Source organism: Streptomyces sp. NPDC043853, assembly GCF_056436025.1.
The window spans coordinates 662,326-676,194 of sequence record NZ_JBWKDJ010000003.1 but is presented as its reverse complement, the minus strand read 5'-3'; the positions used below and the strand labels follow the sequence as shown (position 1 = coordinate 676,194).

The following is a 13,869-nucleotide window of genomic DNA, read 5'->3' as shown; positions in this document are numbered from 1 at the left end:
CGGAGCCCCGGCTTCACGTGCTTAGGGTGGAGCCATGACATCCGGCATATTCGACGGCTACCTGCGTCGACTCGGTCTGCCCGACCCCGGCAAGCCCTCCGTCGAGGCCCTCTTCGCACTGCAGCGCGCCCACCTGGAACGCATCCCCTACGAGAACATCGGCATCCAGCTCGGCCGGCCGCCGGCCATCGATCCGGAGCTGTCGGTCCGCCGGTTCGCCGCCGGGCACGGGGGTTACTGCTTCCATCTCAACGGCGGTTTCTCGGCGCTGCTGGAGTTCCTCGGCTACGACGTGACCCGGCACGTCGGCGGGGTGTACGAGGACCCGCAGGAGCGGGGGGTCAACGGCAACCACATGGCGCTGACCGTACGGGTCGACGGCGAGGCGTTCTTCGTCGACACCGGGCTCGGCGACGGTCCGCACTCCCCGCTGCCGCTGCGCGAGGGGGCGTACGAGCAGGGCGGGTTCGGCTACTGCATGGAGCCGCTGCCCGGGCCGACGGCGCCGGGCTGGTCGTACCTCACCAGTGGCGGCCCGTTCCCGGTGGCCAACTTCCTTGCCGCGCCGGCCGCGATGGCGGAGTTCGCCGACGAGCACCTGCGGCTGTCCACGGCCGAGGACTCCCCCTTCCTGCGGACGCTCAGCCTGCTACGGCGCGACGCCGAGGGCATCGACCTGATGCGGGGGCGGGTGCTCACCCGGATCGACCCGGCCAAGGGGACGAGCGAGCGGGAGCTCGGCAGCGAGGAGGAGTTCTACGACGCCATCGCCACGGTGTTCGGGCGGGAGCTGGACGACCTGACACCGGAAGACCGCACGGTGCTGTGGAGGAAGGTGACCGCGGCCCACGAGGCGTGGCTCGCGGAGCGGGCTGCCGGGACCGTAGCGGACTGAGGGCCCGCGGCCGGGCCACCCCTGACGGGCGCGTACCGGCGTCGCAGGCCGGCCCGCCCGGTCCGGGTGTCGGTGCGGCCGGGCACACTTGGGCGCATGTCCGCCTCACCGCGCCGATCCTGCCCCGTCTGCGGCCGCGACTGTGCCGTCACCGCCGGCCGGATCGCCCGGCACGACCCGCCCGCGAGCCGGGGGGAGCTGGTCTCCTGCCCCGGCTCGCGGGCGCGGGTGGTGCTGGGCGCCGCGGCGCCCACCCTGGACGGCTTCGCGCTGCCCGAAATGCCGGGCCAGCTGCCGCTGTTCTAGCGCGGCCCGCTCACGCCGGGTCGGCCAGCAGGCCGACCAGCCGGGTGGTGCCGTCGGCGCCGTAGCCGGCCTCGATCCCGCGCCGGAAGAGGGCGGCGTGGGCGGCGAGGATGCCGGTGTCGATGCCCGCGGTGGTCGCCGTGTGCAGGACGTGCTCGACGCTGGCGGCGCACATGGCGAGCCGGGCGTCCTCGCCGCCGTGGTCGTCGGCGTCGATGGCGGCGCCGGACCAGTCGAAGAAGCCGGACAGGCTGTCGGCCAAGGCGCGGGCGTGGGGCAGGATGTCCGCCGCCGTCAGCCCGTTGGCACGGGCGACGGCCACGGCCTGCTGGAAGCCGGTGAACGAGGTCCAGAACACCGTCATGACCAGCTGGTAGTGGAGCTGGGCGAGGCCCGGCTCACTGCCCTTGAAGTCCGTGGCCCCGAGCACGTCGAGTGTCGCGCGGTGGGCCTCGTACGCCTCCTCCGCGCCACTGATGAAGATCAGCGAGTCGGGCTTGCCGACCCCGTCCGGGTTCACGGTGACCCCGCCGGTGAGGTACGAGGCGCCGCGCGCGGCCGCCCACGCACCCGCGGCCCGCGCCTTCTCCGGCACGTCGGAGGAGAGGTTGACCAGGACCCGGCCGGCCAGGTCGGCCCCGTCGAGGGACGGGTACATCGCGTCCACGTCGATCAGGCTGAGGACGGTGACGGGCGAGGCGGCCACGGCCTCGGCGGCGGTGGCCGCGCGGCGCGCGCCCCGGCCGACGAGCCCCTCGTCCTTGCCGGCGCTGCGGTTCCAGACGGTCACCTCGTACCCGGCGTCGAGGTAGGCGGCGGCCATGGCCTGCCCCATGGGGCCCAGGCCGATGACGCTGACGGTGTTCTTGCTCATGACGTACTTCTCCCCTTGAAGACGACCTGACGGGAACGAAGGATGGGAGCGAAGGATTGGAACGAACGCTCTATCCAGAACCCGGGACGACCGTAACACAGCACTGGAACGAACGCTCTATCCAAATCCCGGGGTACGATCGCGCCCATGAGCACACCCCTGGGCACCCGCGACCGCCTGATCCGCACCGCCTCCCGCCTGATGACGCACGGCGGCTACGAGAGCACCCCGGTGAAGCAGCTGGTCAAGGAGGCGGAAGCCACGCTGGGCTCGCTCTACCACTTCTTCCCGGGCGGCAAGCAGGAGCTCGCGGTGGCCGCGATCGCCTTCGGCGACGAAGAGTTCGCGCAGGTGCTCGCCCTCGGCCTGGCGTCCCGCCCGGACCCGGCGGAGGCGGTCGAGGCGGTGGCGGTGCTGCTGGCGGACGCCCTGCGGGACTCGGCCTGGCTGGACGGCTGCCCGGTGACGGCGACGGCGCTGGAGTCGGTGGGCCGCATGCCGGACCTCCAGGCCGCCTGCGCGGTGGCCGTCGCGAACTGGCGGCGACTGGTCCGGGAGAGGCTGACGGCGGGCGGGCTGCCCGAGGAGGACGCCCGCGACCTGGCCATCACGGTCATCAGCACCCTGGAGGGCGCGGAGATGGCCGCACAGGTGGAGCAGAGCCAGACCCCGCTGCTGGTGGCCGGCCGGCACCTGGCCCGGCTGATCCGCTCCTACGCGCCGGCGCCCTGACCCCGCGGCGGGCGGGTCAGGCGCGGGACGCGGCTTCCGGGCCCGGCCGGTCCTCGTCCTCGGGAAGCTTGCAGACGCGCTCCAGGAACAGGGCGGCCGCGATGACCGCCCACCCGGCCAGCACCGCGAAGCCGGCGTAGACGGCCTGGTCGCGGCGGGCCGGGACCTGGGTGAGGTCGGCCAGGAACAGGAACAGGCCCGTGCCGCCGTACATGCCGGCGACCAGGGCCGCGACCAGGGCGCTGGCCTGCCCGAAGACCACCGCGCGGGCCGCCATCAGCGGCTCGACCCGCTTGGCGCCCGGCCTGCGCTCGCGCTGGGCCTTCAGCCGGGAGCGCAGCGACAGGGCGGTCGCGAGGAGCACGACCGCGATGACCGCGAGGACGATCGGCGCGGCCAGCGGCACGCCCGGCAGGGTTCCGTAGGAGTTCCACATCCGGGCGCCCGCCCATGACAGGACGCCGGCGACGACGAAGATGCCGGCGAGGACTCCCAGCCTCAGTTGCTTCACGAACCCTTACCCCGTTCCCGTCCCGTTCCCGTCCCGCTCGTCCTGACCGCAGCGTCCAGGGTAGTGAACGACTACTCGGGGAGGTGGAGTTCCAGGTCCTGGCGGCGGGTGATGCCCGCAAGGTCCACTCCGGCCAGCAGCGCGGCGACCGGTCCGTGGCCGGGGATCCGCGCCTCGGGGTCGATGTCGTGCCACGGGGCCAGCACGAAGGCGCGCTGGTGGGCACGCGGGTGCGGCAGCGTCAGCACCGGGTCGGCCGACACCACGTCGGCGTACGCGATGATGTCGACGTCGAGGGTGCGGGCGCCCCAGCGCTCCTCGCGGACCCGGTGGAAGGCCTCCTCCACGGCGTGGCCGCGCTCCAGCAGGGAGGACGGCGGCAGGGTGGTCTTCACCGCGAGGACCGCGTTGAGGTAGGAGGGCTGGGACTCCGGGTCCACGCCCCACGGCTCGGTCTCGTAGACCGGGGAGACGGCCTTGACCCGCAGGCCGGGGGTGTCGCCGAGGGCGTCGACGGCACCCTGGAGGGTCTCCAGCCGGTTGCCGAGGTTCGCGCCGAGCGCGATGACCGCCCATTTGGGGTTGGAAAGCGTCACATCGGCCGCGTCGACGGTCTCGACGACGGAGGCGGGGACGGGCTGCACGGTGGGGTCGCTCTGGGTCTGGTTCACACGCGGCTCCGGGTGATCGTGATGGTCACGTCGTCGAACGGGACGGTGATCGGCGCGTCCGGCTTGTGGACGACGACCTCGACCTCGGCGACCGCCTCGTGCTTGAGGCACTGCTGGGCGATGCGCTCGGCGAGGGTCTCGATCAGGTCGACCGGCTCGCCCTGGACCACGTCCACGACCTCCTCGGCGACCACACCGTAGTGGACGGTCTTCGCCAGGTCGTCGTCGGCCGCCGCGGGACGGGAGTCGATGTGCAGCACCAGGTCCACGATGAAGGTCTGGCCTTCCTCGCGCTCCCGGGGGAAGACGCCATGGTGCCCGCGGGCCTTGAGGCCGCGCAGCGCGACACGATCCACGCGAATCACTCCTGCTTTCGTCGGTGCTTCGAAGATTCTTCGAAGTTGCTCCTCCGCCGAGTGCGGTCGGCGGCGTCTCCCTTCGAATTTACCTGCGATTAGCAGCAAACCCCGCCCGAGGGGTCACGCGGCGCCCTCTTCGTCCCCTTCGTCTTCCTCGGTCAGGACCGGAGAACCGTGGTGGGACCAGAGTCGCCACCCCTCGGATGTGCGTCGGAACACATTCGTCGCGACGACCAGCTGACCGACCAGTGGACCGAGGTCCTGGCCGTCCACCGCGGGGCCCCCGCTGAGGATGTTCTCGGTGCAGGTGACCACCGCCGTGTCACCGATCACGGCGACCTTGGTGTCGGTCAGGAAGAACTGGATGTACTCCGTGTGCGACATGATCAGGGCGTACGAGCGGAGCACCTCGCCGCGCCCGGTGAGCACCGGCCAGCCGGGGTGGACGCAGGAGATCTCGTCGTCGAGCCAGAGCCCCGACAGGGTGTCGAAGTCCCCCCGTTCCATGGCCTCGTAGAAGGCCGTATTGGTCTCTTCGACCGCCTCTATGTCGGTTCTGCTCACCTGTCTCCTTCGCCGTCTCCTTCGCCGCTGCCCCGCCGCGCCCCACGGGGATCCCCCTCACAGGGCTCCTTCCACGGCGCGGGCGACCCGAACCGCGTCGGCGGTGGCCCGGACCTCGTGCACCCGCACCGCCCAGGCGCCGGCGTCCGCGGCCAGGGCCGAGACGGCGGCGGTCGCGGCGTCGCGTTCGCGGGCGGGCGGCGGGGCGCTCTGCCCGTCCCCGGCCAGGACGCGGCCCAGGAAGCGCTTGCGGGAGGCGGCGACCAGCAGCGGGAAGCCCAGGGCGCGGAGGTCCCGCAGGTGGGCGACGAGGGCGAGGTCGTGCTCGGCCTGCTTGGCGAAGCCGAGGCCGGGGTCGACGACGAGCCGCTCGGGGGCGATCCCGCCGGAGATGACGGCGTCGATCCGGGCCCGCAGCTCGGCGGTGACCTCCGCGACCACGTCCCCGTACACCGCGAGCTTGTTCATGTCCTGGCTGAAGCCGCGCCAGTGCATGACCACGAAGGGCACCTCGGCGTCGGCGACGGCGCGGATCATGCCGGGGTCGGCGAGCCCGCCGCTGACGTCGTTGACGAGGAGCGCGCCGGCCGCGACGGCCTGCTCGGCCACGGCCGCGCGCATGGTGTCGACGGAGACGGTGACCCCTTCGGAGGCCAGTCCGCGGACCACCGGGACGACCCGGCGGAGCTCCTCCTCGGCGTCGACCCGGGTGGCGCCCGGCCGGGTGGACTCGCCGCCGACGTCGATCAGGTCGGCGCCCTGGGCCACGAGGTCCAGGCCGCGCTTGACGGCCGCGGTGGTGTCGAACCAGCGGCCGCCGTCGGAGAAGGAGTCGGGGGTCACGTTCACCACGCCCATGACCGCGCAGCGGTCCCACTCCGGCAGCCCCTCGACCCGGCCCCTGGCGGCGCGCCCGCGCATCGTGTTCATGCTGTCCAGGGTAGGGCTGCCTGATCGCCCCCGGCCCACGGGCCGGGGGCTGTGCCTGCCTCAGGCCGCCTGGACCTCGCGCTCGGGCCGGTCGGCCAGTGGGCTCAGGGAGTGCGCGGTGCGGCCGGTGTGGCCGGCGTTCCCTTTGGCGTCACCGTGGCCGGTGCGGTGTACGTGCGCGCAGGTGCGGACCGGCTTGGGGCGGCGGCGGCTCGCGAACAGGCGCGGCAGCGCCAGGGTGACGAAGCCCTCGGCCTGCATGGCGGCGAAACCGATGCGCGGCAGGTCGCGGGTGGAGCGGAAGACCACGAAACGGGGCTCCCAGCGGGGCTGGAACTTCGCGTTGAACTTGTACAGCGACTCGATCTGGAACCAGCGGGACAGGAACACCAGCAGACCGCGCCAGGCGCGCAGCACCGGGCCGGCGCCGATCTTCTCGCCGCGGGCGAGCGCCGAGCGGAACATGGCGAAGTTGAGCGAGACCTTCTCGATCTTCAGATCCGGGCAGGCCTGCAGGGCGGCGACGATCAGCAGCTCGTTCATGCCGGGGTCGGCCGAGCGGTCACGGCGCATCAGGTCCAGCGACATGCCGTCCGGGCCCCACGGGACGAAGTGGAGGACCGCTTTGAGGTCGCCGTACGGGCTCGCCGGGGTGCCCGCCGCGTCCTGGGGGTCCGTCCGGTGGGCGGTGGCGATGATGCAGTCGCCGTCGCCGGGCTCGCCGACCCGGCCGAGCGCCATGGAGAAGCCGCGCTCGGTGTCGGTGCCGCGCCAGGCCGCGGCGGCGGCCCGGACGTGCTCCAGTTCGGTCTCGTCGAGCTCGCTGACCCGGCGGACCTTGGTGGAGTAGCCGTTGCGCTCGATGCGCTTGACCATCTGCCGTACGTTGCGCATGGCGCGGCCGGACAGCGAGAAGTCCTTGACGTCCACGATGGCCTCGTCGCCGAGCTCCAGCGCGTCCAGGCCGGTCTCGCGGGTCCAGACCTCGCCGCCGGTCTCGCTGCAGCCCATCACGGCCGGGGTCCAGGAGTGGATCTTGGCTTCCTCCATGAACCGCTCGATGGCGCCGGGCCAGGCCTCGACGTCGCCGATCGGGTCGCCGGAGGCCAGCATCACGCCGGAGACGACGCGGTAGGTCACGGCGGCCTTGCCGCTGGGCGAGAAGACCACGGCCTTGTCGTGGCGGAGCGCGAAGTGGCCCAGGGAGTCGCGGCCGCCGTGCTTGGCGAGCAGCTCGCGGATCTTCGTCTCGTCCTCGGCGGTCAGCCGGGCGGCCGGGTGCTCCGGGCGGAAGGCGAGGTAGACGGTGGTGAGGGCGGTCAGCATGCCGAGGGCGCCGAGGGAGTAGCCGACGGTCCAGGACACCCGTCCGGCGTAGTCGACCGGGCCCTCGAAGCCGAACAGCCCGTAGATGACGTGGGTGATCTGCTCGTAGAGGCCGGGCCGGCCGATGACCCGGCCCGGGTGGGAGTTGACGATGACCAGGCCCAGGCCGATGGAGCCGGCGCTCATCAGGACGAAGTTGACCAGCGCGGTCCAGCGGCTGCGCGGGTCCGGAAGGGCCTTGAACTCGCCCTGGTGACGGATGAGCAGCGCGAGCAGGGCGGCCGCGATCACCACGCCGATGATCGAGTGGCGGTACGTGAACTGCGCCACGGCGCCGGCCGGCAGCAGGACGACGGCGGCCCGCCAGGCCCGGCGCTTGCGCCGCTTGAGGCCGTGGGCGAGGAGCAGCAGGAGCACGCCGGCGCTGATGGCCAGGGCCGCGGCGAACGGGCCGAGGGAGCCGGGCAGCACCTCGGTGACCGCGTGGATGCGGCTGTGCCGGAAGCGCGGGAAGACTCCCGCGGCGATGTCGAGGAGACCCACGACGGTGACGGCGGCGCCGACCAGCCCGGGAACCTTCTCCGGTCGTGGTCCGCGAAGAATCCGCCGCATACGGTTCGGAACCTGTCCGGACTTATCGGCATCTATCCTGCTAGACATCGCTTCCCGTTGCTCCGCGAGAGATCATGTGGCCGAAGGCCGCGACGGCCTCCGGGGTGTTGCGTCCACTAGGACGACATCGCGGGCGAGCGGGTTCACTCCGCTTCCGGAAAAACTCGACCTGCCCTCCAGAAAGTCGGCATAACTCATCATGGGTCTCACCAGTAATACGGTCCTGGTCCTGGCCATCGTTGCCGGTGTGCTGCTCTTCGCGGCCACGGTCTGGCTCTGGCCGCGCCTGTCCGGCCGCACCTGGCGCGCCATCACCGGCCGGATCGGCCTGCTGCTCGCGACCCAGCTGGCGCTGTTCTCGGCGGTCGGGCTGGCGGCCAACAAGTCCTTCCTGTTCTACGGATCCTGGGCGGACCTGTTCGGGCAGGAGACCTCGCTGGGCAAGGTCGTCGACCACTCGATGAGCAGCAGGGACATCAAGGTCGTCGACAAGCAGCAGCTGGACATCCCGGGCGGGGCCAAGCCGGCCGTCGGCGGGCAGATCCTGAAAGTGGCCATAGCCGGCGAGAAGTCCAAGATCAGCAGCCCGGGGTACGTGTACCTGCCGCCGGAGTACTTCCAGCCGCAGTACGAGAAGCAGAACTTCCCGGCCTCCATCGTGCTGACCGGCTACCCGGGCACCGCGGAGAACCTGATCAAAGGGCTGAACTACCCGATGACGGCCTTCAAGCAGGCCAAGGCGGGCAAGATGAAGCCGATGATCCTGGTCATGCTGCGGCCGACGGTGGCCCCGCCGCGGGACACCGAGTGCGTGGACATACCGGGCGGCCCGCAGACCGAGACCTTCTTCGCCCAGGACCTGCCGCAGGCGATCCGGACCACCTTCCGGGTCGGTGACAAGCCGCAGAACATGGGCTTCATCGGGAACTCCACCGGCGGCTACTGCGCCCTGAAGATGGCCGTGCACTACCCGCGGACCTTCGGCGCCGGCGCCGGCCTCTCCGCGTACTACGAAGCCCCCAGCGACGCCACGACCGGCGACCTGTTCCACGGCGACAACAAGCTCAAGAAGCGCGCCGACGTCCTGCACAGCCTGAGGAACAAGCCGCCGACGGGGACGTCCTTCCTGGTCACCAGCAGCGAGCAGGGCGAGGGCAACCTCGGCGACACGAAGAAGTTCATCAAGTCGGTCAAGGGCCCGGACCGGGTCTCCTCGATCATCCTCGACAGCGGCGGCCACAACTTCAACACCTGGCGCCGCGAGATCCCGCCGATGCTCGAATGGATGAGCGGCCGCATCCACGCCTGACGCCGCGGGCCCGCCCGGTCCGGAAGACACGGCCCCGGCCATGATCCGCCGGACAGGCCCTAAGCCCGCCGCAACGCCCGGTGCACCCCCTCCGCGGTGAGTACGCCGGCCAGTGCGCCGGAGGCCGGGTCGGTGACCCCGATCCGGCCCGAGTCCTCCTGCAGCAGCAGCGCCAGCGCCTCCCTCAGCGAGGCCCCGAGCTCCACCGAGGCCCCCGGCACCGGCCCCTCGGCGGACCCCAGGTCGGCCGCCGTCACCGGGGTCACCGCGAGCCGCTTCAGTCCCCGGTCCGACCCCACGAACGTGGCCACGTAGGCGTTGGCCGGCTCGGCCAGCACCGTCGCCGGAGCGGCGAACTGCTCGATGGTGCCGTGCCCGTAGACGGCGATCCGGTCCCCCATCCGGACCGCCTCCTCCAGATCGTGCGTGACCAGCAGGACGGTCTTGCGCACCGCCTTCCGCAGCGCCAGGAACTCCTTCTGCAGCCGCTCCCGGACCACCGGGTCCACCGCTCCGAACGGCTCGTCCATCAGCAGCACCGGCGGATCCGCCGCGAGCGCCCGGGCCACGCCGACCCGCTGCCGCTGTCCGCCGGAGAGCTGCTCGGGGTACCTGCCGCCGTACACCGACGGGTCCAGGCCGACGAGTTCGAGCAGCTCCGCGGCGCGCGCCCGGGCCCGCGCCCTGGGCGTGCCGAGCAGCCGCGGCACGGTCGCGGTGTTCTCCAGGACCGTCTTGTGCGGGAACAGCCCGACGTGCTGGATCACGTACCCGATCCGGCGGCGCAGCTCGACCGGGTCCGCCGCCGCGATGTCCTCGCCGCCCAGCAGGATCCGCCCCTCGGTGGGCTCGATCAGCCGGTTGACCATCTTCATCGTGGTCGTCTTGCCACAGCCCGAGGGCCCGACCAGCGTCACCAGTTCCCCCTCCGCCACCTCGAAGGAGAGGCCGGAGACGGCGGTGGTCCCGTCGGCGTACCGCTTGGTCACCTGCTCGAATCGGATCACCTGATCATCATCGCCCACCCGGACCACGGTTGTGTGAAAGGTGTGTTGCCCGGTTGCGAATGATTCGCGCCACCGCCGCGGGGGCGGGTTATGGTCACTCCGGTGCACATGCGCACACGAGTTCGGTGACGGGGGTGAGGGTGTGGCGGCGCGGAACTGCCTGGTGGCGAACGACTGGATCTGCGGGGAGTACCTGCGCAGCCGCAGCCAGGAACTGACCGACGCCACCCTCCAGCACATCGGCATCACCCTGGCCGCCGTCTCCATCGGCGTGGCCGTCTCGGTCCCCCTCGCCCTGCTGGCCCGCCGCGGCCGCCGGTACGCCGCACCGGTCCTCGGCCTGTCCACGGTCCTCTACACGGTGCCCTCGCTGGCCATGTTCTCCCTGCTGCTCCCGGTGTTCGGCCTGTCGGCCGCCACCGCGCTCGTGGTGACCGGGCTCGTCCTCTACTCGCTGACGATCCTGGTCCGCAACGTGCTGGCCGGCCTGGAAGCCGTCCCGGAGGAGGTCAAGGAGGCCGCGCGCGGCCTGGGCTACGGGCCCGGCCGGCTGTTCTGGCAGGTGGAGCTGCCGCTGGCGCTGCCCGCCCTGCTCGCCGGGGTCCGGATCGCCACGGTGTCCACGGTGGCGCTGACCACCGTCGGCTCGCTCGTCGGCAAGGGCGGCCTCGGCAACCTGCTGGCCCCCGCGGTGGACAGCTCCTTCAAGGCACAGGTGCTCGCCGCCTCGGTGCTGTGCGTGCTGCTCGCCCTGGCCGCGGACCTGCTGCTGATCGGCCTGCAACGGCTGCTGACGCCGTGGACCCGCCTCGCGAAGGGAACCGGGCGATGACCGCCGGACTGCCGGCCGCCACCTGGGGCTGGCTGGCCGACGGCGCCAACTGGGCCGGGGAGGACGGGGTGTGGCACCGGCTGGCCGAGCACGTCTACGTCAGCGGCCTGGCCCTGCTGATCGCCTGCGCGGTGGCCCTGCCCCTGGGGCTGTTCCTGGGGCACCTGGGCCGGGGCGGCGCGCTCGCCGTCAACCTCTCCAACGCCGGCCGGGCCGTGCCCGTCTTCGCGGTGCTGGCCCTGTTCATGGTCTCCCCGCTGCGCAACGCGGGATACGTGCCCACGGTGACCGCGCTCGTGCTGTTCGCGGTGCCACCGCTGCTGACGAACGCGTACGCGGGCATGCGCGAGGTGGACCGCTCGGTGGTCGAGGCGGCCCGCGGCATGGGCATGTCCGGCGGCCAGCTGTTCCTGCGGGTGGAACTCCCCCTGGCACGAGGGCTGCTGATGACCGGCCTGCGGACGGCTTCGGTGCAGGTCGTCGCCACCGCCACGGTCGCGGCGATGGTCGGCCAGGGGGGCCTGGGCCGGATCATCACCGCGGGCTTCAACACGTACGACACCCCGCAGGTCATCGCGGGCGCCCTGCTGGTGGCCCTGCTGGCGCTGCTGGTCGAGGGGGTCCTGGTGGCCGCGGAACGGCTGCTGGCCCCGCCCGCCCGTCGCCGGACCATCACGAAGGCGCCCTGAATGGAGCAGAGAATGAGCAAGGCAACACGGATCCTCGGCGCCTCCCTGGGCACCCTGGCGCTGACGGTCTCCCTGGCCGCCTGCGGCGGCGACAGCCTGGAGAAGTCCAAGGACGGCGGTGGCGGGACGGGCTCCGGGGGCACCGGGACCAAGGGCAGGCTGGTGGTCGGGGCGGCCGGCTTCACCGAGTCCGGCATCCTGGCCGAGCTGTACGCGCAGTTGCTGCGGGAGGCCGGCTACAACGCCTCGATCACCACCGTGAAGAACCGGGAACTCTACGAGCCCGCCCTGGAGAAGGGCGAGATCGACATCGTCCCGGAGTACGCCGCCACCCTCGCGGAGTTCCTGAACGCCAAGGTGAACGGCCCGAAGGCGGCGGAGCAGAAGCCGGTCGCGTCCGGCGACGTCGCGGCGACCACGGCGGCCCTCGCCGAACTCGGCGCCCCGCTCGGCCTCAAGGCGCTCCCGGCCGGCAAGGCGGTGGACCAGAACGCCTTCGCGGTGAGCAAGGAATTCGCCGCGAAGAACAACCTCAGGACGCTCTCGGACCTCGGAAAGTCCGGCCTGAAGGTGAAGATCGCGGCGGGCGACGAATGCGCCGTCCGGCCGTTCTGCGCGGTCGGCCTGAAGTCGACATACGGAATCGATGTTTCCGGTATTGATCCGAAGGGCGTCGGAACTCCGCAGTCGAAGCAGGCCGTCAAGGACGGGGTCGACCAGCTGGTGCTGACCACCACCACGGACGCCACCCTGGAGTCCTTCGGCCTGGTCCTCCTGGAGGACGACAAGAAGCTGCAGAACGCCGACAACGTGCTGCCGGTGGTGCACGCCAAGGACGCCGGAAGCCCGGAGATCGCAGCCGCGTTGGGCAAACTGACGGACGCGCTCACCACGGCCGACCTCGCCGAACTGAACCGCAAGGTGGACGCCGAACGGGCCAAGCCGGCCGATGTCGCGAAGGCCTGGCTCCGGTCCAAGGGCCTGGTCCGGAACTGAAACAGGGTTGTGGGGTAACCGCCGGGAAACAGATTGCCCGGCGGGCACCCCACACGGGGGCCACGCGTTGTAAATTTCTGGCCATGCCCCGTGGACGCCACCGCAATCCCGAACCCCTGCACCGGCTGCTCACGCCTTCGGCGATCGCCGGTGTCTCGTTCACCAGCGCCGCCGTGGCCTGGGTACCCCAGGAGAGCCTGGTGCTGCGGCTGCTGGCGGCGCTCGCCGCGGCGACCGGGATCGCCGGCGCGGTGCTCCTGCGGACCTGGGACCGGGCGGCGGGCCGGCGGGTCGCCGAACTCGCCCGCGAGCGGACCAAGGACGAGTGGCGGACCGAAGAGCGAATAGCCGAGCTGGAGTCCGACCTGGAGGAGTCCCGGGCGCTGCGCGCCAAGCTGGACGCCAAGCTCCGCGCCAAGCGCGTGGAACTGGCCGGGCTCCGGGGCGAGCACGCGGCGCTGCTGCGGCGGTACGCCACGGCAGAGACGGAGCGGGCGAGCGCCCTGGAGGGACGCCGGCTGCTGGCCATCGAGGCGGGCGAAGCGGGCGGCAAGGGCGGATCAGGCACCTCGTCCCCCAAGCAGATCGCCGCGGCCTCCGAGGAGCGCACGGCCGCGGGCGCGGCCACCCCGGTGGGCTTCGCCCGGGCGAACGCGGCGCTGTCCGCGCTGGCCCGGCGGGGAACGCGCGAGCTCCCGGCGGCCAGGACCCCCGCCGCCCCGGCCCTCCCCGCCGCTTCCGCTGCCCCGGTCCCGCCGTCCGGCCTGGCCTCCGGTCCGGCCTCCGCAGGCTCTGCGGGCGGCCCGTCCGGCCTTCCCGCCCGGCGCCCGGCCGCGACGGTGGCCCCATACGCCGCCTCCCGGCGCCCGGCCTCCCGGGCCGAGGGCGGCTTCGACTTCTTCGGCACCAAGGGCGCCGCCGCCGGTGCCGCACGGGCCCGCGCGGCGATCGAGGCCGTGCAGCACGAGGACCTGGCGGACGTGGTGGGCGAAGAGGCCCTCGCGGCCCACAAGGCGGCCACCGCCACCCCGGTCCCGCCCACGGGCACCGCCCCGGCCGGCCCCGCAGAATCGATCACCCCGCCCGACGCGGCCGAGGCAACGGAAACGACGGAAGCGACCGTTCCGGAAGCATCCGCCCCCACCGACCCGGCCCACTCCGCCGATACCTCCGCACAGGTCATCGACCTGACGGAACACGACGAGACCGAGCCCATCGACGTGGTCCGCCTCCGCACCGCCATCTCCTAGGCCGCC

Annotated in this window: 16 protein-coding genes; 8 read left to right on the top strand and 8 right to left on the bottom strand. The window is 72.4% G+C overall.

Features of this window, described 5'->3' with window-relative positions; translation table 11 throughout:
- Positions 1 to 34: 34 nt before the first annotated feature.
- Positions 35 to 895 carry an arylamine N-acetyltransferase family protein gene (locus AC067U_RS11980; RefSeq protein WP_478829503.1) on the top strand — a complete coding sequence of 287 codons (861 nt, stop codon included), beginning with the start codon at positions 35 to 37 and terminating at the stop codon, positions 893 to 895.
- Between the two features lie 96 nt (positions 896 to 991).
- Positions 992 to 1,201 carry a hypothetical protein gene (locus AC067U_RS11975; RefSeq protein WP_478829502.1) on the top strand — a complete coding sequence of 70 codons (210 nt, stop codon included), beginning with the start codon at positions 992 to 994 and terminating at the stop codon, positions 1,199 to 1,201.
- A gap of 10 nt (positions 1,202 to 1,211) precedes the next feature.
- Here the strand turns inward: AC067U_RS11975 and AC067U_RS11970 are convergent, their stop codons facing one another.
- A complete protein-coding gene (locus AC067U_RS11970; RefSeq protein WP_478829501.1) occupies positions 1,212 to 2,075 on the bottom strand; it encodes an NAD(P)-dependent oxidoreductase in 864 nt (287 codons plus the stop codon).
- 147 nt (positions 2,076 to 2,222) lie between these two features.
- On the opposite strand from AC067U_RS11970, the gene AC067U_RS11965 reads away from it, so the two are divergent.
- Positions 2,223 to 2,807, top strand: coding sequence for a TetR/AcrR family transcriptional regulator (locus AC067U_RS11965; RefSeq protein ID WP_478829500.1), 585 nt, complete (start codon positions 2,223 to 2,225; stop codon positions 2,805 to 2,807).
- A 16-nt stretch (positions 2,808 to 2,823) separates the two neighbouring features.
- Here the strand turns inward: AC067U_RS11965 and AC067U_RS11960 are convergent, their stop codons facing one another.
- The 6 genes from AC067U_RS11960 to AC067U_RS11935 all read right to left on the bottom strand — a co-directional run bounded on the left by AC067U_RS11960 (position 2,824) and on the right by AC067U_RS11935 (position 7,828).
- A complete protein-coding gene (locus tag AC067U_RS11960) occupies positions 2,824 to 3,318 on the bottom strand; it encodes a DUF3180 domain-containing protein (RefSeq protein ID WP_478829499.1) in 495 nt (164 codons plus the stop codon).
- A gap of 71 nt (positions 3,319 to 3,389) precedes the next feature.
- Complete coding sequence (gene folK / locus AC067U_RS11955; RefSeq protein WP_478829498.1) at positions 3,390 to 3,989, bottom strand: 2-amino-4-hydroxy-6-hydroxymethyldihydropteridine diphosphokinase; 600 nt, start codon at positions 3,987 to 3,989, stop codon at positions 3,390 to 3,392.
- Entirely contained in the window at positions 3,986 to 4,345 is a 360-nt protein-coding gene (gene folB / locus AC067U_RS11950) for a dihydroneopterin aldolase (protein WP_478829497.1), read from the bottom strand. Before folB ends, folK begins: the two co-directional genes overlap by 4 nt.
- Positions 4,346 to 4,468: 123 nt before the next feature.
- Entirely contained in the window at positions 4,469 to 4,912 is a 444-nt protein-coding gene (locus AC067U_RS11945) for a nuclear transport factor 2 family protein (RefSeq protein ID WP_478829496.1), read from the bottom strand.
- A gap of 57 nt (positions 4,913 to 4,969) precedes the next feature.
- On the bottom strand, positions 4,970 to 5,842 hold the full coding sequence (gene folP / locus AC067U_RS11940) for a dihydropteroate synthase (RefSeq protein ID WP_478829495.1): 873 nt from the start codon (positions 5,840 to 5,842) through the stop codon (positions 4,970 to 4,972).
- 60 nt (positions 5,843 to 5,902) lie between these two features.
- Positions 5,903 to 7,828: a phosphatidylglycerol lysyltransferase domain-containing protein gene (locus tag AC067U_RS11935; RefSeq protein WP_478829494.1), complete on the bottom strand. Its 1,926-nt coding sequence runs from the start codon at positions 7,826 to 7,828 to the stop codon at positions 5,903 to 5,905.
- A 151-nt stretch (positions 7,829 to 7,979) separates the two neighbouring features.
- Here AC067U_RS11935 and AC067U_RS11930 point away from each other — a divergent pair, with 151 nt between their 5' ends.
- Positions 7,980 to 9,089 (top strand): alpha/beta hydrolase, encoded by a 1,110-nt coding sequence (locus AC067U_RS11930; RefSeq protein WP_478829493.1) that lies wholly within the window; start codon positions 7,980 to 7,982, stop codon positions 9,087 to 9,089.
- 59 nt (positions 9,090 to 9,148) lie between these two features.
- Here the strand turns inward: AC067U_RS11930 and AC067U_RS11925 are convergent, their stop codons facing one another.
- A complete protein-coding gene (locus AC067U_RS11925; protein ID WP_478829492.1) occupies positions 9,149 to 10,096 on the bottom strand; it encodes an ABC transporter ATP-binding protein in 948 nt (315 codons plus the stop codon).
- Positions 10,097 to 10,238: 142 nt separating this feature from the next.
- Here AC067U_RS11925 and AC067U_RS11920 point away from each other — a divergent pair, with 142 nt between their 5' ends.
- The 4 genes from AC067U_RS11920 (at position 10,239) to AC067U_RS11905 (ending at position 13,863) form a co-directional block, all read left to right on the top strand.
- Positions 10,239 to 10,928 carry an ABC transporter permease gene (locus AC067U_RS11920; RefSeq protein ID WP_478829491.1) on the top strand — a complete coding sequence of 230 codons (690 nt, stop codon included), beginning with the start codon at positions 10,239 to 10,241 and terminating at the stop codon, positions 10,926 to 10,928.
- A complete protein-coding gene (locus tag AC067U_RS11915; protein WP_478829490.1) occupies positions 10,925 to 11,617 on the top strand; it encodes an ABC transporter permease in 693 nt (230 codons plus the stop codon). Before AC067U_RS11920 ends, AC067U_RS11915 begins: the two co-directional genes overlap by 4 nt.
- Before the next feature lie 12 nt (positions 11,618 to 11,629).
- A complete protein-coding gene (locus AC067U_RS11910; protein ID WP_478829489.1) occupies positions 11,630 to 12,613 on the top strand; it encodes an ABC transporter substrate-binding protein in 984 nt (327 codons plus the stop codon).
- Between the two features lie 83 nt (positions 12,614 to 12,696).
- On the top strand, positions 12,697 to 13,863 hold the full coding sequence (locus tag AC067U_RS11905) for a coiled-coil domain-containing protein (protein ID WP_478829488.1): 1,167 nt from the start codon (positions 12,697 to 12,699) through the stop codon (positions 13,861 to 13,863).
- Positions 13,864 to 13,869 lie beyond the last annotated feature (6 nt).